At 72.3% G+C, this 20,018-nt stretch carries 15 protein-coding genes; 3 read left to right on the top strand and 12 right to left on the bottom strand.

Annotated features, from left to right (window positions below; genetic code table 11):
- From ACFYOP_RS11920 to zwf, 5 genes are all read right to left on the bottom strand, one after another.
- Complete coding sequence (locus tag ACFYOP_RS11920; protein ID WP_356897398.1) at window positions 1-2,304, bottom strand: NHLP family bacteriocin export ABC transporter peptidase/permease/ATPase subunit; 2,304 nt, start codon at window positions 2,302-2,304, stop codon at window positions 1-3.
- The gene (locus ACFYOP_RS11915; RefSeq protein ID WP_356897396.1) at window positions 2,301-3,107 is read right to left on the bottom strand and encodes an HlyD family efflux transporter periplasmic adaptor subunit; all 807 of its coding nucleotides are present in this window, start codon (window positions 3,105-3,107) and stop codon (window positions 2,301-2,303) included. Before ACFYOP_RS11915 ends, ACFYOP_RS11920 begins: the two co-directional genes overlap by 4 nt.
- A 149-nt stretch (window positions 3,108-3,256) precedes the next feature.
- Window positions 3,257-3,475 carry a type A2 lantipeptide gene (locus ACFYOP_RS11910; RefSeq protein WP_356897394.1) on the bottom strand — a complete coding sequence of 73 codons (219 nt, stop codon included), beginning with the start codon at window positions 3,473-3,475 and terminating at the stop codon, window positions 3,257-3,259.
- A gap of 505 nt (window positions 3,476-3,980) precedes the next feature.
- Window positions 3,981-4,928, bottom strand: coding sequence for a glucose-6-phosphate dehydrogenase assembly protein OpcA (opcA, locus tag ACFYOP_RS11905; protein ID WP_356897392.1), 948 nt, complete (start codon window positions 4,926-4,928; stop codon window positions 3,981-3,983).
- Window positions 4,925-6,520 (bottom strand): glucose-6-phosphate dehydrogenase, encoded by a 1,596-nt coding sequence (zwf, locus tag ACFYOP_RS11900; RefSeq protein WP_356897390.1) that lies wholly within the window; start codon window positions 6,518-6,520, stop codon window positions 4,925-4,927. The genes opcA and zwf overlap by 4 nt, the downstream gene beginning before the upstream one ends.
- Window positions 6,521-6,795: 275 nt before the next feature.
- Here zwf and ACFYOP_RS11895 point away from each other — a divergent pair, with 275 nt between their 5' ends.
- Complete coding sequence (locus ACFYOP_RS11895; protein ID WP_356897388.1) at window positions 6,796-7,149, top strand: hypothetical protein; 354 nt, start codon at window positions 6,796-6,798, stop codon at window positions 7,147-7,149.
- Window positions 7,150-7,233: 84 nt separating this feature from the next.
- Here ACFYOP_RS11895 and ACFYOP_RS11890 read toward each other — a convergent pair whose 3' ends face one another.
- The 4 genes from ACFYOP_RS11890 to ACFYOP_RS11875 are packed head-to-tail and all read right to left on the bottom strand — an operon-like array spanning window position 7,234 to window position 12,794.
- Window positions 7,234-9,660 (bottom strand): glycoside hydrolase family 3 N-terminal domain-containing protein, encoded by a 2,427-nt coding sequence (locus ACFYOP_RS11890; protein ID WP_356897386.1) that lies wholly within the window; start codon window positions 9,658-9,660, stop codon window positions 7,234-7,236.
- Between the two features lie 50 nt (window positions 9,661-9,710).
- Window positions 9,711-10,577 carry a carbohydrate ABC transporter permease gene (locus tag ACFYOP_RS11885; RefSeq protein WP_356897384.1) on the bottom strand — a complete coding sequence of 289 codons (867 nt, stop codon included), beginning with the start codon at window positions 10,575-10,577 and terminating at the stop codon, window positions 9,711-9,713.
- Window positions 10,578-10,581: 4 nt separating this feature from the next.
- Window positions 10,582-11,541: a sugar ABC transporter permease gene (locus ACFYOP_RS11880; protein WP_356897382.1), complete on the bottom strand. Its 960-nt coding sequence runs from the start codon at window positions 11,539-11,541 to the stop codon at window positions 10,582-10,584.
- Window positions 11,542-11,543: 2 nt separating this feature from the next.
- Window positions 11,544-12,794: an extracellular solute-binding protein gene (locus ACFYOP_RS11875; protein ID WP_356897466.1), complete on the bottom strand. Its 1,251-nt coding sequence runs from the start codon at window positions 12,792-12,794 to the stop codon at window positions 11,544-11,546.
- Window positions 12,795-13,007: 213 nt separating this feature from the next.
- Here ACFYOP_RS11875 and ACFYOP_RS11870 point away from each other — a divergent pair, with 213 nt between their 5' ends.
- Both ACFYOP_RS11870 and ACFYOP_RS11865 read left to right on the top strand, forming a co-directional pair.
- Window positions 13,008-14,066, top strand: a complete 1,059-nt coding sequence (locus tag ACFYOP_RS11870; protein ID WP_356897380.1) for a LacI family DNA-binding transcriptional regulator — start codon at window positions 13,008-13,010, stop codon at window positions 14,064-14,066.
- Between the two features lie 60 nt (window positions 14,067-14,126).
- A complete protein-coding gene (locus ACFYOP_RS11865) occupies window positions 14,127-15,365 on the top strand; it encodes a Tm-1-like ATP-binding domain-containing protein (protein ID WP_356897378.1) in 1,239 nt (412 codons plus the stop codon).
- Window positions 15,366-15,374: 9 nt separating this feature from the next.
- On the opposite strand, the gene ACFYOP_RS11860 is transcribed toward ACFYOP_RS11865, so the two are convergent.
- The 3 genes from ACFYOP_RS11860 to ACFYOP_RS11850 all read right to left on the bottom strand — a co-directional run bounded on the left by ACFYOP_RS11860 (window position 15,375) and on the right by ACFYOP_RS11850 (window position 19,903).
- Window positions 15,375-16,337 (bottom strand): TerC family protein, encoded by a 963-nt coding sequence (locus ACFYOP_RS11860; RefSeq protein ID WP_356897376.1) that lies wholly within the window; start codon window positions 16,335-16,337, stop codon window positions 15,375-15,377.
- A gap of 97 nt (window positions 16,338-16,434) precedes the next feature.
- Window positions 16,435-17,424 (bottom strand): DUF3048 domain-containing protein, encoded by a 990-nt coding sequence (locus ACFYOP_RS11855; RefSeq protein ID WP_356897374.1) that lies wholly within the window; start codon window positions 17,422-17,424, stop codon window positions 16,435-16,437.
- A gap of 79 nt (window positions 17,425-17,503) precedes the next feature.
- Window positions 17,504-19,903: a SpoIIE family protein phosphatase gene (locus ACFYOP_RS11850; protein WP_356897372.1), complete on the bottom strand. Its 2,400-nt coding sequence runs from the start codon at window positions 19,901-19,903 to the stop codon at window positions 17,504-17,506.
- Window positions 19,904-20,018 lie beyond the last annotated feature (115 nt).

Raw genomic sequence — 20,018 nt, 5'->3', positions numbered from 1 at the left:
TCAGTGCTCCTTGACCAGCTGGGCGTACGGGCCCTGGGCGGCCACCAGGTCCTCGTGGCGGCCGCGTTCGACGACGGTGCCGTGGTCCAGCACGACGATCTCGTCGCTGTCGCGCACGGTGCTCAGCCGGTGGGCGATCACGACGCAGGCGCAGCCGCGCCGGCGCAGGTTGTCGATGATGACCCGCTCGGTCTCGGCGTCGAGGGCGCTGGTGACCTCGTCGAGGACCAGGATGCTCGGCCGGCGCACCAGGGCGCGGGCGATCTCCAGACGCTGGCGCTGTCCGCCGGAGAAGTTGCGCCCGTCCTGGTCGACGCGGCTGTGGATGCCTTCGGGACGGCGCATCACCACGTCGTGGACGGCGGCGTCCCGCAGCGCGGCCTCCACCGCCTCGTCGGGGACGGACGGGTCCCACAGGGTCACGTTGTCGCGGACGGTGCCCTCGAAGAGGAAGATGTCCTGGTCCACGAAGGAGACGGAGGCGGCGAGCGCGCCGCGCGGGATGTCCGCGAGGAGCCGTCCGTCGATGCGGATGGTTCCCTCCCACGGGCTGTAGAGGCCCGCTATCAGCCGGGAGACGGTGGACTTGCCGCTGCCGGAGCCGCCGACGAGGGCGACCTGCCGGCCCGGTCCTACGGTGAGGGAGAAGCCGCTGAGCAGCGGTGCGTCGAGCGGACTGTAGCCGAAGGTGATGTTGTCGAGCGTGACGTGGCCCTTGAGCCGGCGGCTGCTGGGGTCGGGCTCGTCGCGGGAGTAGAGGGGGTCGACGGGGAAGCTCTCCACGTCCTTGAGCCGGGTCATGTCGGCGGCGAAGTCCTGGATCCGGCCGGCCACTCCGTTGAGCCGGGTGATCGGGGCCGTGAAGCGGGCCACCAGGGCCTGGAAGGCGACCAGGAGACCGATCGATATGTGGCCTTCGACGGCCCGCAGTCCGCCGATCCAGAGGATGAGCGCGCTGTTGAGGGTGGCGAGGGTGGGCGCGACGACGGCCAGGACCGCGCTGGGCACGCCGAGGCGCTGCTGCACGTCGAGGGTGGTGGCGTGCTGGCCGGCCCAGCGGCGGAAGAAGCCGTTCTCCGCGCCGGTCGCCTTCATGGTCTCGATGAGCTGGAGGCCGGTGTACGAGGTGTTGGTGAGGCGGGCGCTGTCGGCGCGCAGCTTCTGGGTGTGGGTGGCGCGCAGCCGGATGACGATGCGCATCGCCACGATGTTGAGGAGCGCGATGAGCACGCCCACGACGGTGAGCTGGGGGTCGTAGCTCCACAGCAGCGCGGCATAGAGGACGACCACGACGCCGTCCACCGCGGCCGCCGCCAGGTCGCGGGCCAGGGTCTCGGCCACGGCGTCGTTGGACTGCAGCCGCTGCACGAGGTCGGCCGGGCTGCGCTGGGCGAAGAACGTGACGGGCAGGCGCAGCAGATGACGCAGGAAGCGGGCACTGCTCAGGGTGGAGGAGATGAGCCGGCCGCGCAGCAGGTTGGACTGTTGCAGCCCGGTCAGCACGGCGGTCAGCGCCACCATCACGGCCATGGCGGTGAAGAGCGTCCCGAGCAGTGAGGTCCGGCCGCCGATCAGGAACATGTCGATGTAGGTGCGGCTGAGCGCGGGGACGGCCGCGCCGACGGCGACGAGGAGCAGGCTGGCGAGGAAGGCGGCGAACAGGGTGCCCGTGGTCCCGCGCAGCCGTCCGGGGACGGCGGACATGATGCCCGGTTTGCGGCCGCCCTTACGGAAGTTCCGGTCGGGTTCGAGGACCAGGGCGACCCCGGTGAAACTGGTGTCGAAGTCCTCCGCCGGTATGAACCGGCGGCCCTTGTCGGGGTCGTTGATGTGCACGCCGCGGCGGCCGAACCGGCGTGCCTGGCCGTCGTAGACGACGTAGTGGTTGAACTCCCAGAACAGGATGGCGGGCGGCTGCACCTCGGCGAGCGCGGACGCCTCCATCTGCATGCCTTTGGCGGTCAGGCCGTAACTGCGGGCCGCCTTGAGCACGTTGCTGGCGCGCGAGCCGTCCCGGGATACGCCGCAGGCGATCCGCAGCTCCTCGAGCGGCACATGGCGCCCGTAGTGGGAGAGGACCATGGCGAGGGCGGCGGCGCCGCACTCCACGGCCTCCATCTGGAGCACGGTGGGGGTGCGGACGGCGCGGGTCTTGGCGGCGCGCTGCCTGCGGCGCGGCGGCGGTGCGGCGCGGCGCGATCCGCGCCGGCCGCCGGGCGCGGCGGTCCGGGGCCGGTGTCTGCCGCGGCCGGCGGGCGGCAACTGCTGTTGCGGGGCGGGGGTGTTGTGGTCGGTCTGGGTCACGGCAGCAGCCAATCGATCGGGCGCTGCTCTGCGAGGTGGACGGCGCCGCCGGTCAGGGTCATGGATTCGAGCGGGTACGGCGGCCCGTCGGACGACGACCACCGGTAGCCGGACTCGGTGCCTTCCGCGCGGTCCAGTGTGACCAGCACGGCGACGGGCCGGCCGGCCGCGGAGAACTGCTCGCCCAGCTGGCTGCTGCCGAGGAAGGCGGTGATCCGCTGCCGGGTCTGGGCGGTCCTGCCGACCGACTTCACCCGGCCGCGCAGCACTCCGTACCGCCGGCTCGCCACCGACTGGACGCTGAGGTCCACCTTGGCGCCGACCGGGACCGAACTGCCCTTCTCGGCGGGGACGTACAGCACGGCCATCAGGGGGTCGCCCGCCTCCTCGATCCGCTCGACCGCCGCGACGTCCGAGCCCGGGGTGACGACGGACCCGATGGTGGCGACGAGAGCGGTCAGCCGGCCGGCGGCGACGGTACGGACGACGGTGTCTCCCTGCGCGGTGCGGACCTTGAGCAGGGGCGCGTCGGCGCGGACCCGGTCGCCCTCCTCCGCGAGGACGGCGGTGACCTGTCCGGCGACGGGACTCTGGAGTACGTAACTGCCCTGGGCGTGGGTGAGGATGCCGGGCGCGTCCAGCGTGGAGGAGACCGTGCCCGCCACGGCCCACCCGCCCGCGGCGATCATCACGACGACGGTGACGACGAGCACGAGCAGCCCCTGCGGCCGGGCGAACCGCACGGGAAGATCGATCTCTTCCGGCGACTGCAGCTTGGAAAGGGCCTGTTGGCGGAACTGCACGTTGCTCTTCCCTCGACTGCCGGGGACTACGGGGAACGGCGCGCGGCGACACCCGCGACCACGCGCGGCCGTGTGCCCCGGAACCTGGCCGGCTCCGGGGCACACGGCTCGGCGATGCCGGCAGAGCGGATGCCGGCGAGCCGTGGGTCTTACAGGCCGGCGACGAGGCCGGTGACCGGGCCGGTGATGGCCGCGGAGTTGATGCCGGTCGCGCCCTCGACGACGCCGGTCACGGTGCCGATGGTGCCGGAGACCGGGGCGATCGTGTCAAGGGCGGCGGTGGCGTTGCTCACCGTGGCGCTGTGGAGACCGCCCGCGATGTTGTCCAGCTCGGAGTCGGCGATCTCCTGGGTGGGGACGAAGCTCATGAGAAGTTCCCTTCGGGGTGGATATTTCTGTATTGCTGCGCCCGGCCGCGCGAAAAGAGCGCCACCGGCCGCCCAGCGGGCGTGGGGGGATTCCCGGATCCGGGAACCGTCGTCGAATCCCGCAGTGCGAAGGATCAAAGCATGTAGGGCCGTTGAGCGGCCAATCACGAAGAGCGGATCCGTACAGAAAGCGGCTGCTCATTACCGCCCCGTGGACGTGCCTGCATGACTCTGCGGCATTTCCTTCACCAAATGGTCGAACTCGTGGCCCACGGCGGTGCGCAGGGGCTCGACGGCGAAGTGGACATTCCCGCCCAGAGGGCGATACTTGCAGGTCAACGGGGAGATCAGGATGAGGAGACCGTGTGCCGCCTGAGCATTCAGTGTGCAGATTCCCGGCAGGCCCGGCTCGTTTGACGGTGACTCACGAAGATTCCACAGGGGTGGAGCGGCCCTCGCACTCCACCCCTTTCGTCGGGTCACCGCGCAATTGCGGAGAGTTGTCTCAGCCGGTTTCCGCACTCTTTTCCGGCGCGGGTGCGGTGATCTCGGCGTGGAGTGCCGCGGCGTATGCCTCGTCCGGGTCGAGCCGGCGCAGTTCCTCCGAGATGAGTTCGGCGGTGCTGCGTACTTTCAGGGCGAGGACCCGGGTGGGCTGTCCGGGGATGGTCAGCCGGGCGACGGGTCCTTCCGGCCGGTCGATGTGGATCTCGCCGTCCACGGTGCGCAGCCGGACGGCGGTGACCACCGGCCCGTCGGTGACGACCTGTTCGACGGGCACCGCCAGCCGGGCGGTGAACCAGCGGGCGAGCAGTTCGGCGCTGGGGTTGTCGGCCTCGCTCTCGACCACGGCGGAGACGACCTCGGCCCGGGCCTGGTCCAGCGCGGCGGCGAGCATCGAGCGCCACGGGGTGAGCCGGGTCCAGGCGAGGTCGGTGTCGCCCGGCTCGTAACCGGCGGCGCGGGCGTTCAGCTCCTCGATCGGCCGCTCGACGGCGTACGCGTCGGTGACGCGCCGCTGCGCGAGCGCGCCGAGCGGGTCCCGGGCGGGCACGGGCGGGGCGTCCACCGGCCACCAGACGACCACGGGGGCGTCGGGCAGCAGCAGCGGGAGCACCACCGAGTCGGCGCGGTGGGTGAGTTCGCCGTGCAGGCGCAGCAGCACCGTCTCGCCGGCTCCGGCGTCGCCGCCGAGGCGCACCTCGGCGTCGAGGCGGGCCTCGTGGCGCTCGCGCGGCGAGCGGGCGTGGCGCTTGATGACGACGAGGGTGCGGGAGGGGTGTTCTCGGGAGGCGTCGCCGGCCGCCTTGATGGCGTCGTAGGCGTTCTCCTCGTCGGTGACGATGACCAGGGTGAGCACCATGCCGACGGCCGGGGTGCCGATCGCGCGGCGGCCCTGGACGAGCGCCTTGTTGATCTTGCTGGCCGTGGTGTCGGTGAGGTCCGTCTTCATGGCCTGCGCCAGCTCCGTCCGTCTCGTGCGAGCATGTCGTCCGCTTCGGCGGGACCCCAGGTGCCGGCCGGATACTGCGCCGGCTTCGGGCCGCGGTCCCAGAACTCCTCGACGGGGTCGAGGATCTTCCACGACTCCTCCACCTCCTCCGTCCGCGGGAAGAGGTTGGCGTCCCCCAGCAGCACGTCGAGGACGAGGCGTTCGTACGCCTCGGGGCTGGACTCCGTGAAGGACTCCCCGTAGGCGAAGTCCATCGTCACGTCGCGCAGCTCCATCGATGTACCCGGCACCTTGGAGCCGAACCGCACCGTCACGCCCTCGTCCGGCTGGACCCGGATGACGAGCGCGTTCTCGCCGAGCTCCTCCGTGGCGGTGGAGCCGAACGGCGAGTGCGGGGCGCGCTGGAAGACGACGGCGATCTCGGTGACACGGCGGCCGAGCCGCTTGCCGGTACGCAGATAGAACGGGACGCCGGCCCAGCGGCGGTTGTCGATCCCCAGCTTGACCGCGGCGTAGGTGTCGGTCCGGGAGTCGGGGGCGATGCCCTCCTCCTGGAGGTAGCCGAGGACCTTCTCGCCGCCCTGCCAGCCCCCGGTGTACTGCGCGCGCACGGTGGACCGGGCCAGATCGGCCGGGAGTCGGACGGCCTTGAAGACCTTGAGCTTCTCGGTGACGAGAGAGGCGGCGTCGAAGGAGGCGGGCTCCTCCATCGCGGTCAGCGCCAGCAGCTGGAGGAGGTGGTTCTGGATCACGTCACGGGCGGCGCCGATGCCGTCGTAGTAGCCGGCGCGGCCGCCGATGCCGATGTCCTCGGCCATCGTGATCTGGACATGGTCGACGTACGACCGGTTCCAGATCGGCTCGAAGAGCGTGTTGGCGAACCGCAGCGCCAGGATGTTCTGGACGGTCTCCTTGCCCAGGTAGTGGTCGATCCGGAAGACCTCGTCGGGCGCGAACACCTCGTGCACGATCTCGTTGAGGTCGCAGGCGCTGTCCAGGTCGTGGCCGAACGGCTTCTCGATGACCGCCCGGCGCCAGGACCCCTCGGGTGCGTCCGACAGCCCATGGTCCTTGAGCTGCTGGACGACTTCGGGGAAGAACTTCGGCGGTACGGAAAGGTAGAACGCGAAGTTCCCGCCGGTGCCCTGCGCCCGGTCCAGTTCCTCGACGGTCGTCTTCAGCTGCTCGAACGCGGCGTTGTCGCCGAAGTCGCCCTGGACGAACCGCATTCCCTCCGAGAGCTGCTGCCAGACCTCCTCGCGGAAGGGGGTGCGGGCGTGGTCCCGGACGGCCTGGTGCACCTCCTCCGCGAAGTCCTGGTCCTGCCACTCGCGGCGGGCGAAGCCGACGAGCGAGAAGCCGGGCGGCAGCAGCCCCCGGTTGGCCAGGTCGTAGACGGCGGGCATGAGCTTCTTGCGCGACAGGTCACCGGTGACCCCGAAGATCACCAGTCCGGAGGGACCGGCGATACGGGGCAGTCGGCGGTCGAGCGGGTCCCGCAGCGGATTCGCCCAGCCGCTTCCCTGCGACGGCTGCCGCGAGCGCTGCCGCGCCCTCTGTCGCGACCTGCTCTGCGACCCGTTCTCTGACATGCGGTCAGGCCTCCCTGCGCCGACGGCGTTCGGATGCGTCCTGGTCCGAGGATCGCATCTCCCGCCGGTCTCGCGGGGGCTCACACACCCGCCGGCGCGAGTTCCGTGCAAGGGCATTGACCGGCGATTTCCCAGGCGCTGGGTTCCCGGGCTCTGGGTTCCCAGGATCTGACCAAAACTTACGGAACAACTGCCGAAACTTTCGGGATTTTCGTTCTGAGCACCTCGTTCGAGGCGTACTCACCGCAGACTCCGTCCCACCGAAGGGATCGTCCGTGATCGAGGTGACCCGCGTCCTCGGGATCGGCGCGGCGACCGCCGGCCTGCTCACCGGCTTCGCACTGCCCGCCACCGGCGCCCAGTCCCCGTCCGCCCCGTCGGCCGCGCCAGGAGCCGGCGGGCACGCCGCCGCCCCGGCGACGCACGCCGAAGGCGCCGCGACCCTCGGCGCGCTCGGCAGGCGGGCCGCGCTGCGCATCGGCACCGCCGTCGACACCTCGGCGCTCGCCGACGACAGCACCTACCGCGAGACGGTGGCCCGCGAGTTCTCCGCCGTCACCGCGGAGCGCACTCCGTCCGGCGGGCGGTCCCCGCGGTCGCGTTCGACGGCGACCGGCCGCGCACGGTGAACGTCGCGGCGGTGACCGGCCCTGAGGACATGCAGGAACGCCCCGGGAGCTGTCTGCTCCCGGGTGTTCCGGCGTGCGCCCCGGTCAGCCGGTGACCGGGGCCACCTCGGTGTCGCAGTGCAGCACCCGGTCGTGGCCGCAGGCGCGCTCCGGGCCCGTCAGGCGCAGCCGTACCGTGTGCCGGACGTCGTGTGCCGCGCTGGACGCGGCGAACCGGAGCTCCACGTCGCCCGGTTCGACGATCCGCTGCCCGCCGACGCCCGTGAACGAGGCGAGGTCGGTGTGGAAGCGGAAGCGGACCCGGGCCGCCGCGCCGGCCGCGAGGGGCACCCGGGCGTAGCCGATCAGCTGTGCCTGCGGCCGGGTGGTCTGGGCGACCGGGTCGTGCAGATAGAGCTGGACGACCTCCGCGCCGTCGCGGTCCCCGGTGTTGCGCACGACGACCTCGACGTCCGCGGAGCCGTCGGTCGGGATCTCGGACGGCGCGGGCGGGCCCGCCTCCCAGGCGAACGTGGTGTACGAGAGGCCGTGGCCGAAGGGGTACAGCGGGGTCGGGTCGAGGTTGCTCACGCCGCTTGCGAGTCCGAGCGGCGGCTGGAGGTAGGTCCAGGGCTGGCCGCCCGGCCCGTACGGCACGCCCACGGGCAGCCGGCCGGACGGGTTGACGCGTCCGGACAGCACGCCGGCCAGCGCCGGGCCGCCCTCCTCGCCGGGGAAGAAGGCCTGCACGACGGCCGCGAGCCGGTCCGCCCAGCGGCCGAGCGCGTACGGCCGGCCGGTCACCAGGACGGCCACCACCGGTGTGCCGGTGGCCAGCAGGGCGTCCAGCAGCGCGGCCTGGACACCGGGGAGCGAGAGGTCCGCCGCGTCGCAGCCCTCGCCGGAGGTGCCGCGGCCGAAGAGCCCGGCCCGGTCGCCGAGCACGGCCACGCACACGTCGGCGTCCGACGCCAGCCGGACCGCTTCCGCGATGCCGGAGGTGTCCGGCCCGTCGACGTCGCAGCCGGCGGCGTGGCGGACGGCGGCGTCCGGGAACTCGTCGGTGAGCGCGGCGAGCACGGTGGGGATGTCGACGCCGAGGGGCACGCCGGGATGCGAGACGCCGACGTGGCTGGGGAAGGAGTAGCAGCCGAGCATGGCCAGCGGATCGTCGGCCCGGGGGCCGACGACGGCGATGCGGCGGGCGTCGCGGAGCGGGAGGACGCCGCTCGCGTTGGAGGCCAGTACGCAGGAGCGCTCCGCGACCAGGCGGGCGGTCTCCCGGTTGGCGGGCGGGTCCAGGTCGACGGTGCCGCGCACGGACTCCGGGTCGCCGTCCGCTCCCCCGAGCACGTCGGGCAGCGGTGACCAGTCGGGGTCGAGCAGGCCCAGTTCGCACTTCTGGAGCAGCACCCGGCGCAGCGCGCGGTCCACGACGGCCTCGGGCACGGCCCCCGCCCGTACGGCCTCCACGAGTGCGTCGCCGTACGAGCGGACGGTCGGCAGCTCGACGTCGACTCCGGCGGTCAGGGCGAGGCGGGCCGCGTCGCCCGGGTCGGCGGCGACCTTGTGGAGGGTCTCGAGGAAGCCGATGCCGAAGTAGTCGGCGACGACGGTGCCGGTGAAGCCCCAGGTGTCCCGCAGCAGTCCGGTGAGCAGCCGGGTGTCGGCGGCGGCCGGCACGCCGTCGATCTCGGCGTACGAGTGCATCACCGAGCGGGCGCCGCCGTCGCGCAGGGCCATCTCGAACGGCGGGAGGACGACGTCCGCGAGCTCCCGGGCGCCGGCGCGGACCGGGGCCAGGTTGCGGGCCCCGGCGGACGCCGAGTAGCCGGCGAAGTGCTTCAGGGTGGCCACGATCCCGGTGGACTGCAGTCCGCGGACGTAGGCGGTGCCGACCGTGGCGACGAGGTACGGGTCCTCGCCGATGGTCTCCTCCACCCGGCCCCATCGGAGGTCGCGCACCACGTCCAGCACCGGGGCGAGGCCCTGGTGCACGCCGACGGCGCGCATGTCCGCGCCGATGCGGCGGGCCATGGCGGCCACCAGGTCGGGGTCGAAGGTGGCGCCCCAGGCCAGCGGTACGGGATAGGCGGTGGCGGACCAGGCGGTGAACCCGGCGAGGCACTCCTCGTGGGCGAGCGCCGGGATGCCGAAGCGGTTCGCGGCGGCGATCTGCCGCTGGGCGCGGGCCAGGGCCACGGCGCCGGTCGCCGGGTCGACGGGGGCGGTGCCGAACGGGCGGGTGAGCTGGCCGAGTCCGCGGGTGATCAGGGTGTCCCAGTCGACCGGGTCGACCATGTCGTTCTGGTGCGGCGCGACGCCGTCGCCGTCGCCGTCGGCGCCCACCCACACGCCGTAGAGCTGGGCGGTCTTCTCCTCGAGGGTCATGCGGCCCATGAGGTCCTCGACGCGTGCCTGCGCGGTGAGCGAGGGGTCCCGCCAACGGCCCTCGACGGCGGGGGCGGGAGCGGCGGTGACGGTGGGGTCGGCGGCGGTGGCGGGCGCGTCCGGGGCATGGGGGATTGCCATCGGGCAGGGGTTCCTCTCGGTGGTGGCACATGTGCGGATCCGGCGGCGGGCTACTTGCCGCCGACGCCCATCAGGCCGTTGACCAGGGCGCGCCGGGCGAAGAGATAGACCGTGAAGATGGGGATCACGGAGAGCACGACGGCCGCGAGCAGGGCCGGGACGTTGAGCCCGAACTGGCCCATGAAGTTGAAGAGTCCGAGGGTCAGCACACGCTGCTCCTCCGACTGGGTGAGGATCAGCGGGAACAGGAAGCCGTTCCACGCCTGGAGCGCGGAGAAGATCGCGACCGTGCTGATTCCGGCGCGGGACATCGGCACGGCGAGCTGCCAGAGCATCCGCAGCGGCGTCGCCCCGTCCAGGGCCATCGCCTCGTACAGCTCCTCCGAGATGTCCCGGAGCGTGGAGGTCAGGACCAGCACGGCGACGGGCATCGAGAACGCGGCGGTCGGCAGGATCACCGCGGCCAGCGAGTCGTACAGGCCCATCTCGGCGATGAGCAGGTACAGCGGCACGATGACCGCCTGGGCGGGGATGGCGACGCCGAGCAGGAAGGTCCTGAAGGCCAGCGACGACAGCCGGCTGCGGGTGCGCACGGCCACATAGGAGAGGGGCACGCAGAGCAGCAGCACGATGGCGACGGTCGCGACCGCGACGATCGCCGTGTTGGTGAGCAGCGTGAGGAAGCCGCTGCTGAGCACGGTGTTGTAGTTCTCGAGCGTCGGACTGGTGGGGAAGGCCAGCGGGTTGCCGCTGAGCGCTTCGTCCTGCCGGGTCAGCGACGAGGAGAGAAGGGTGTAGAGCGGCACCAGCACGACGACGAGCCAGGCCAGCGCCCCGAGGCCGACGAGCGGATTGCCCTTCGGCCGGCGGCGGCCCCTGGGCCGCACGTGCCGTGAGGCGGTCAGGTGTGCGGTCATCGGGTCACATCCCTTCCCGGGTGGAGCGCATCGACCCGAATCCGCTGAACTTCACCATCAGCAGCGACAGCGCGGTCGCCACCACGACGAGGGCCGTGGCGATGGCGCTGGCGTAGCCGAGGTCGTAGGTCTGGAAGCCGGTGCGGTACATCAGGTAGGGCACGATCGTGGTGTCGGTCCCCGGGCCGCCCCTGGTCATGATGAGCACGGTGTCGAAGTACGTCAGCGAGCCGACGATCATCAGTACCGACGACGTGGTGACGGTGTTGCGCAGCTGGGGCAGTGTGATCGAGAAGAACTGCCGGACCGGTCCCGCTCCGTCGATGGAGGCGGCCTGGTAGAGCACCTGCGGGATCTGCCGGGTGCCGCCCTGGTAGATCAGCGTGTGGAACGGCATGAACTGCCAGCCGCCGACGAACGCCACGGTCAGCAGCGCGCCGGTGGACGAGCCGAGGATGTTGGGGTCGATCCCGAGCCACGGCCCGATCTCCTTGATGACACCGAAGTTGGGGTCGAGGAGGGCGTGGAAGAGCACCGCGATCGCCGTGGTGGACAGCAGCAGGGGTACGAAGAAGACCGCGGACAGCACGGCCCGGTTGCGCTGCCGTCCGGCCGCCCACACGCCCAGCATCAGGGCGATGGGGGTCTGGAAGGCCCAGCTGATGACCGTCAGCAGCAGGCTGAGCCAGCCGGCCTGGCGGAACTCGGGGTCGTTCAGCAGCCGGGTCCAGTTGTCGAACCCGATCAGGGTCGGCGAGGTGAGGCCGTCCCAGGAGGTGAACGACAGATACACGGCCAGGGCCATGGGCACGATCGCGAAGAGCCCGAAGAAGACGATGGCGGGCACTGCCCAGGTGACGGAGGGGCGGCCGAAGCCCCCGCCCGCCGCAGTGCGGCGGCCGCGCCGGGGGGCGGCCGCCGCTCTGCTCCGCTGCTTCTCGAGCGGTGTGGAAGCTACTGTCATGGTTACTTGAGAGCCTTCAGGGCCGCGACGAACTGCTCGGGCGTGGACTTGCCCGCGAACAGCTTGTTGATCTCGGTGAGCATCGGGGTGGCCTTGCTCGCCTCCAGTGCCTGGTCCCAGGAGAGCGTGAAGCTCGGGGCGAGCTGGACCATCTCGTACTGGAACGCGGCGAATTCGGGGTTGGGCGACTTCTTCAGCTGCTGCGCCGCGTCCGCGGTGGTGGGGATGTCGCCGCCTGCGACGAGCGCCTGCGCGTACTCCTGCGACGCCATGGCCTTCAGGAAGTCGATGGCGGCGTCCTTGTGCTTGGTGCGGGCGTTGACCGACCAGTAGTTGGTGGGGTTGCCGACGACGCTCTTCGGGTCGCCGGTGCCGCCGGCCACGGTCGGGAACGTGGTCCAGGCGAGGTCCTTCTTGGCGAAGTCGGGCGCCTTGCCCAGCTGGGTGGAGTACTCCCACGAGCCCATCAGGTGCATCGCCGCCTTGCCCTGGGCGAAGAGGGCGGGGGCGCCGCCGTTGGAGTACGAGACGGAGTTGAAGTTCTTGCCGAAGGCGCCGTCGTCGATGAGTTCCTGTACCGTCTGCGCGGCCTTGAGGACGGCCGGGTCGCCCCAGCCGGGGGAGTCGCCGTTCTGGATCTTCCTGAAGACGTCGGCCCCGCCGATCCGGTCGAGCAGGTACTCCAGCCACATCAGCTGGGTCCAGGCGTCGGTGCCGCCGAGCGCGAAGGGCGTGATCTTCTCGGCCTTGAAGGTGGTGATCGCCTGCTGCAGGTCCTCCCAGGTCCTGGGCGGCTGCAGGTCGTTCTCGGCGAACAGCGTCTTGTTGTAGAAGAGCATCACGGGCTGCATGCCGCGCATCGGCACGCCGTAGACCTTGCCGTCGAGACTGCCGGCCTCGACGACGGAGGGCAGGAAGCCGCTCCGCAGGACCTTGTCCTTCTCGAAGTACGGGGAGAGGTCGACGATCTGGCCCGCGTCCACGTACGGCTTGATGGAGCCGCCGCCCCAGTTGAAGAAGATGTCCGGGGCGTTCGGCGAGCCCATGGCGGTGCGGAGCTTGTTCACGTACTCGGCGCCGGGGACCGAGACCAGCTTGACCTTGACGTCCGACGACTTGTTGAAGTCGTCCACGGCGGCCTGCTGAACCTTCACCGCGTCGTCGCCGTAGACGTAGGCGGTGAGTGTCTTGCCGTCGGCGCCGGCGGCGCCGCCGCCCGAACCGCAGCCCGCGAGCACCGCGGCCATCACCATCGCGGCGGCTGCCGCGGTCCCTCTGGCCGTACCGGAACCTCTGCGGAGAAAGCCCGACCCCATAACTGCCCCTTGTCGAATGTTTCGAAAAGCTTGGCGAATGTTGCCGGAACCGTACGAGGGGGTTTCCGGCGCGTCAAGAGGTCGCGCGAAAGGTTTCCGTGATCAACGGCCGGGCCTTGTGCAGGGCCTGCGGCGGGCTACGATCCCTGCATGAGACCCGCAGACGTCCACTCCCGACCGGAGGATCCTTCCTCGGACGAAACGGCCGAGGGCGGTGCCACCCTGGCCGAGATCGCCCGTGCGGCCGGAGTGTCGGCTCCGACAGTTTCGAAAGTCCTCAACGGGCGCGCCGATGTCGCCGCCGCCACCCGCACCCGGGTGGAGGAGCTGCTGCGCCACCACGGCTACCGCCGCCGCCGCGGCGCCTCGCAGCAGTCCCGGATGATCGACCTGGTCTTCCACGAGCTCGAGAGCTCCTGGGCCATGGAGGTCATCCGCGGGGTGGAGAACGTGGCACGCGAGGAGGGCCTGTCGCTGGTCCTCTCGGAGAGCGCCGGGCGGCTCACGCCCGGTCAGACCTGGGTGGACGGGGTGCTCGCCCGCCGCCCCGCCGGGGTGATCCTGGTCCTGTCCGACCTCGACGCCGCGCAGCGCGCCCAGCTGACGAGCCGCGACATCCCGTTCGTGGTGATGGATCCGGCGGGCGACCCCGGGGACGACGTGCCCTCGGTCGGGGCGACCAACTGGCAGGGCGGCCTCGCCGCCACCCGCCATCTGCTGGAGCTCGGCCACCGCCGGATCGGCGTGATCGGCGGCCCGGCCAGGATGATGTGCAGCCGCGCCAGAATCGACGGCTACCGCTCGGCGCTGGAGAGCGCCGGGGTGGCGGCCGACCCGGAACTGGTGCGCGAGGGCGACTTCCACCACGAGGCCGGCCACGCGGCCGGTCTGGAGCTGCTGCGTCTGCCGGAGCCGCCGACCGCCGTCTTCACCGGAAACGACCTCCAGGCCCTCGGGCTCTACGAGGCCGCCCGGGAACTGGGCGTACGCATCCCGGAGGACCTCAGCGTGGTCGGCTTCGACGATCTGCCGCTGGCCCGCTGGGTCGGCCCGCCGCTCACCACCGTGCGGCAGCCGCTGACGGAGATGGCGGAGGCGGCGGCGCGGCTGGTGCTCGACCTCGGGCGCGGCCGGCGCCCGGCGGCGAGCCGGATCGACCTGGCCACCAGCCTGGTGGTCCGCAACAGCACGGCGCCGCCCGCGTCCTGACCGCGGCAGCCGCGCCGGGCGCTCTTGTCGGCCGCCGGTTTTCCGCGAACAGTACGTGCCATGGCGACCGTTGTACTGGTGGGAACGCTGGACACCAAGGGTGTGGAGTACGGCTGGCTGCGCGAGCGGCTGCTGGCCGCGGGGACCGACGTGCTGGTGGTCGACGCCGGCGTCGTGGGCGAGCCGAGGATACGGGCCGACGTCCCGCGCGCCGAGGTGGCCCGCGCGGCCGGGGCGGACCTGGCCGCGCTGCGGTCGGACGCGGACCGCGGCGCGGCCGTGACGACCATGGCCCGCGGGGCGGCGGAGACGGTCCTGCGGCTGTACGAGGAGGGCAGGCTGCACGCGGTCCTCGCCGTCGGCGGCAGCGGCGGGACGTCGATCGCGACGCGCGCGATGCGGGGGCTTCCGCTGGGCGTGCCGAAGGTGATGGTGTCCTCGATGGCGGCCGGCGACGTGTCGCCATACGTCGGGGCGAGCGACATCACCATGATGTACAGCGTCGTCGACATCGCCGGCGTCAACAGCGTCCTGGCGCCGGTGCTCGCGAACGCCGCCGAGGCCGCGGCCGGCATGGCGAAGGGTTTCGCGGCCGCTCCCCGGGCGCCGGCGCCCGCCGAGTTCGGCGCCGGCGGCAGGCCGCTGATCGCCGCGAGCATGGCGGGAGTGACCACCGCGGGCGTCGACGCGGCCCGTGCCCGGCTGACCGAACTCGGTTACGAGGTGCTGGTGTTCCACGTCAGCGGGGCCGGCGGCCGGACGCTGGAGTCGCTGGCCGGCCAGGGGCTCTTCGCGGGCGTACTCGATCTGACCCTCAGCGAACTCGCCGACGACCTGGCAGGCGGCATCCTGACGGCGGGCCCGGACCGGCTGACCGCCGCCGGGCGGCGCGGCACACCCCAGGTGGTGAGCCTGGGGGCCCTGGACATGGTCAAGTTCGGCCCGCTCGACACGCTCCCCGCCCATCTGCGCGAGCGCCGCGTCCAGGTGCACAACCCGTCCATCACCGTGGTGCGCACGACGCGGGAGGAGTGCGCCGAACTGGGCCGCCGCGTGGCCGCCAAGCTGCGGGCGGCGACCGGGCCCGCGGTGGTGTGCGTACCCCTGCGCGGTCTGTCGACCCTCGGCGCGCCGGGCGGCCCGTACCATGATCCGGCACTGGACGAGGCCCTGTTCGCCGCGCTGCGCGACGGGCTGCGGGGCAGCGCGGTCGAGGTGGCGGAGTACGACACGGACATCAACAGCCACTCGTTCGGCCGGGCCGCGGCGGACCGGCTGCACCACCTGATCGGCGCGTAGCCCCGCGCCTCAGGCGTCCTTCTCCGGCTCCCGTTCGGCGGCCGGCGGTCGCAGCACGCTCAGCGCGACGGAGACGGCGAGGACGACGACGATGACGCCCAGGCTGAGGGGCGAGGGGATCTCCGGGACGGCCGGACTGATCACCTCGTGGGACGCCTGCAGGATCAGTTTGACCGCGATGAACGCCAGGATCAGCGCCAGGCCCTTGCTGAGATGGCGGAACCGGTCCAGCAGACCGGCCAGCATGAAGTAGAGCGCCCGCAGGCCCAGGATGGCGAACGCGTTGCTGGTGTAGACGATGAAGGCGTCGTTGCTGACCGCGAGTACGGCTGGCACGCTGTCCACCGCGAAGACGAGGTCGGCCGCCTCGATCGCGGCCACCACGGCGAGCAGCGGGGTGGCGACACGCCTGCCGGCCTCCCTGACGAAGAACTTCGCCCCGGCGTACTCGTTTGACACCGGCATGAGCCGGCGCAGCAGACGGACGGCGAAGCTCCTGCCGGGGTCGAAGCCTTCCTCCTTTCCCCGGAGGATCTTGTAGCTGCTGTAGAAGAGGACCGCGGCGAAGGCGAACAGCACGGCGGTGAAGCGGCTGACGACGGCCACACCGGCGGCGAGGAAGACACCGCGGAAGATCAGCGCCCCCAGCACGCCCAGGAAGAGGACCCGGTGCTGATAGGCCCGCGGCACCCTGAAGTAGGCGAAGATCAGCGCGAACACGAAGAGGTTGTCGACCGACAGACTCTTCTCCAGCAGCCAGGCGGTGGTGTACTCGACCCCGGCCTGTGCGCCGACGACGAGGAAGACGACGCCGCCGAAGACGATCGCCAGACCGACCCACACGGCGCTCCAGGCCGCCGCCTCCCGGAAACCGATGATGTGCGCCCGCCGGTGGGCAAGCAGATCGACCGCCAGCGAAATCACCACCGCGGCGGCGAAGACGACCCACAACCAGTACGGCACGTCGTGCACGAAGCAGACCTCACAAGCGACCGGCGGACCCGGGCGAACCTCCCCTACGAGTCTGGACGACCCGGCGGCCGTTGTCCTCCGCGCTGCCGGTGCTCGCTCAGCGGGCGGTGAGCAGCACCCATACCTGCCCGGGTGCGAAGTTCAGCCGCTCCCCCGCCGCGTCGGTGAAGACCGTGTCGCCGTCCGGGTCCGTCCGCTGCCACCGGGCGTCGTAGCCGCGGCCGTCGCGCAGCACCAGCGCCGTACCGGAACCGACCGTCTCCGTGTACGGGGACACGCTGCCGGACCGGTCGCGGAACCGGGAGGGGCGGACCTCGGTGTACTGCACGACCACCGTCGCGGGCGTGAGCCGGCCGCCGTCCGTGGTCCCCGCGGCGGCGCCGTCCATGGCCACCAGCCAGCGCTTCCGCTCGGGCGACCAGGTGAAGGTGTACCGGGCGGAGGGGTAGCGCACGGTGTGCTCGGCCAGCGGGCGGCCGCCGCCGGGGGCGGCGCCGAAACGCAGGCCGATGTCGGAGGATTCGCTCACGTCGCGGGCGGCGGCCAGGGCGCGGTCGGGGCGCAGATAGAGGTTGTGCGGAGCGGAGCGGTCGTCGGAGCGGACGAACGCGTCGGGCGCCTCGCCCTGCGGCAGCGCGGCGACCGGCGCCGCTTCGATCAGCGGCTTCAGCGCCGACTGGGCGCCGGAGTAGGCGAGTGCGGGCCGGCCGAACTGCCGCAGCAGTTCGAGGTCGGACTCCCGTGCGCTGCGCACCGGGCCGATCCGCGGCGGCAGCCGGGAGGAGAAGACGGCCAGTATCCGGCTGAGGCCGGACTCGACCTGCTCGACGTAGACGATGTCGGCCGCCCCGAGCCCGGTGTGGGGGCGCGCGGGACGGACGTTGTCGATCTTGACCGCGAGGACCGGTCCCTGGCGTGCGGGCAGCCCGGTGAAGTACGACGTGCCCTGCTCGGACGCCGGTGGCGTTGTCTCCCCCGGTCCGGGCGGCTCGCGGCCGGTGCACCCGTAGAGGGCGACGATCAGTGCCGCGGCGGTGAGCAGGGCGACCCGCGCCCTGCCGCGTCCGCGTCCGTCTTCCGTGTCCATGGGCCACGCTCCCCGTGCCATCAGTGGACCACGAAGGCCCCTGTTCCGACAGGTCCCGGTCGCCGCTTCCGGTCGGCGCCTAGCCGGGCAGCAGCTGCTCCGTCCAGATCGTCTTGCCGGCGGCCGTGTACCTGCTCCCCCATCGGTGGGTGAGCTGGGCGATCAGGAACAGTCCGCGCCCGCCCTCGTCGGTCAGCCGTGCCCGGCGCAGATGCGGCTGCGTCTCGCTCGGGTCGGACACCTCGCACACCAGGCGCTGGTCCCTGATGAGCCGTACGCTCACCGGGCCGCCGGCGTAGCGGATGGCGTTGGTGAGCAGCTCGCTGACGATCAGTTCGGTGGTGAAGACCAGCTCGTCCAGCCCCCAGCCCGCGAGCCGTTCCGCCACCCGTGCCCGTGCGTCCGCGACGATCCGCCCGTCCGCCGGGAACTCCCAGGCGACGACGGACCCTTCGGGGGACGCGGCCACCCGCGCCAGCAGCAGGGCGGCGTCGTCGTCGGGCGGCCGGGCCAGGAACGGGACCAGCATCTCCCGGCCGATCTCCGGCACCGCCGCCGCGCCGCAGCCGTCCCGGCCCGCCCTGGTCCGCAGATGCTCGATGACCGGTCCGGCGCCGGTGCCGGGGGGCTCGGAGAGCGAACCCGCCGTGAAGGCCAGCAGATCGCCGGGCCTGAGCGTGACGTCGACCGGTTCGAACGGGGCGCCCTCCAGCCCCAGCGCCGGCCCCGAGGGCAGTTCGACCCGGCCCACCTCGCCCGAAGCGCGGGCCAGCACGGGCCCGGTGTGTCCCGCGCCGGCCATCGACGCGCGCGCTGTGACCGGGTCGTAGACGGCGTACAGGCAGCTCGCGCCGCGGACCGTGCCGTCGAAGTCGCCCTGCTGCTCGTCGTCGGCGAGCCGCACGACGAGGTCGTCCAGATGCGTCAGCAGTTCCTCCGGCGGCGGGTCCAGGTCGGCGAGGGTGCGCACGGCGGTGCGCAGACTGCCCATGGCGGCCGCGGCGTTGAGGCCGTGTCCGCGTACGTTGCCGACGACGAACGCGACGCGTGTCGAGGACAGCGTGATGACGTCGAACCAGCTGCCGCCCGTACCGGCGAGCGTCCGGCCGGGCACATAGATGCCGGCGGTCTCCGCGCCCGTCACCTTGAGCACCGGGCGGGGCAGCAGACTGCGCTGCAGACTCTCCGCCGTGCGGCGTTCGCGGGTGTAGCGCCGGGCGTTGTCGATGGCGAGGGCCGCGCGGGAGCAGATGTCCTCCCCGACGGCCGCGTCACGCCCGTCGAACGGCGGCTGCTCCGGCGAGCGCCACAGTGACACCGCGCCCAGGACATGGCCGCGGGCCTGCAGCGGCACGACCATGTACGAGGCCGCACCCGGCGCCAGCACCAGCCGGCGGCGCTCGGTGTCGTCGGCGATCCTCGGCCGCAGCTCGTCGATGTCCGGCACGATGACGGCCGAACCGCCGCGCAGCCGGTCGCTCTCGTACCCCTTGACCCGGATGACGGCGCCCAGCGGATACAGCTCGTTCGGCCAGTCCTCGCCGTCCTTGGCGACGGCGGAGACGCGGCGCAGCGGCGCGCCGGTGGCGAACTCGCCGGGCTCCTCACCGATCAGCACGGCTTCCGTGACGTCCACGCAGGCGAGGTCGGCGAAGGCGGGGACGAGCAGGTCGGCCAGCACCTGTGTGTTGCGGCCGACGTCCAGGGAGCGGCCCAGCGCGGACGCCGCCGTGCCGACGAGCGACGAGCGCCGCCGGGCCCGTTCCTGCTCGGTCACGTCCGTGAACGTGACGGCGACGCCGCGGACGACGCCGTCCCGGCCGGCCATGCGCAGGGCGGAGAGCGAAATGGTCCGTTCGCGTTCCGGGGCCTGCGCCAGCCGGGCCGTCGTGACGAAGTCGATCAGCGGTTCGCCGGTGGTCACGACGTGGCGCAGCTGCGCCTCGACGGACAGCGCGTCCTCCGGCACGAGCACCTCGTCGAGCCGCCGGCCCGCCGAGGTGGCCGGCGGCCGGGGGTCGTTCGGCAGCGAGTTGCCCCTGATCACCCGCAGCTCGCCGTCGTGGACGGCGAGGCCGATGCCGGTCTGCGAGAACAGCGCCCTGAGCAGCGCGTCGTCCTCGTCCCGCCGGTCGGCCACGGCCGCCGGCAGCAGCCGCATCAGGAACCGCGCCGCCAGCGGGCCCTCCACGGGGAGCAGGTCGAGCTGCGTGAGGCGGGGACCGTCGGCGCACTCTAAAGCCGTACGCACCGAGCGCGGGCGGTGCGCCGGGGTGTGGTCCCGCAGCCGGGCCCAGACGCCGGGCGTCGCGAGCAGGTCCTCCACGGTGCGGCCCTGGAGCTCACCGGCCGGCCGGCCGGTGAGCTCGGCGGCGCCGCCGGTGCACGCGAGCACTGCGCCGTCGTGATCGATCACGAGCAGGGCGGAATCCTCCGGCCGCTCCGATCCCGTGTCCACGATGTGGCCGCTGGTGCTCACGCGTCGATCACTCCCAGATGGCGCTTCCGAGCTCCGTGTCCGGTACCGCAGACGCGGCAGGCCTGTGGAATCCCGGGCCTCCATTGAACGCCACACCCTGCGCCGCCGCCCGTCG

It is taken from the genome of Streptomyces sp. NPDC006294, from assembly GCF_042870895.1.
Taxonomy (GTDB): Bacteria; Actinomycetota; Actinomycetes; order Streptomycetales; family Streptomycetaceae; genus Streptomyces.
This window is presented reverse-complemented; position numbering and strand designations above follow the sequence as displayed.

Excerpts from the sequence above, each read along its gene's own strand:
- ACFYOP_RS11910 (WP_356897394.1), bottom strand. The coding sequence starts at position 3,475 with ATGAGCTTCGTCCCCACCCAGGAGATCGCCGACTCCGAGCTGGACAAC.
- opcA (WP_356897392.1), bottom strand. The coding sequence starts at position 4,928 with ATGAAGACGGACCTCACCGACACCACGGCCAGCAAGATCAACAAGGCG.
- zwf (WP_356897390.1), bottom strand. The coding sequence starts at position 6,520 with ATGTCAGAGAACGGGTCGCAGAGCAGGTCGCGACAGAGGGCGCGGCAG.
- ACFYOP_RS11890 (WP_356897386.1), bottom strand. The coding sequence starts at position 9,660 with ATGGCAATCCCCCATGCCCCGGACGCGCCCGCCACCGCCGCCGACCCC.
- ACFYOP_RS11885 (WP_356897384.1), bottom strand. The coding sequence starts at position 10,577 with ATGACCGCACACCTGACCGCCTCACGGCACGTGCGGCCCAGGGGCCGC.
- ACFYOP_RS11880 (WP_356897382.1), bottom strand. The coding sequence starts at position 11,541 with ATGACAGTAGCTTCCACACCGCTCGAGAAGCAGCGGAGCAGAGCGGCG.
- ACFYOP_RS11875 (WP_356897466.1), bottom strand. The coding sequence starts at position 12,794 with ATGGTGATGGCCGCGGTGCTCGCGGGCTGCGGTTCGGGCGGCGGCGCC.
- ACFYOP_RS11870 (WP_356897380.1), top strand. The coding sequence starts at position 13,008 with ATGAGACCCGCAGACGTCCACTCCCGACCGGAGGATCCTTCCTCGGAC.
- ACFYOP_RS11865 (WP_356897378.1), top strand. The coding sequence starts at position 14,127 with ATGGCGACCGTTGTACTGGTGGGAACGCTGGACACCAAGGGTGTGGAG.
- ACFYOP_RS11855 (WP_356897374.1), bottom strand. The coding sequence starts at position 17,424 with ATGGACACGGAAGACGGACGCGGACGCGGCAGGGCGCGGGTCGCCCTG.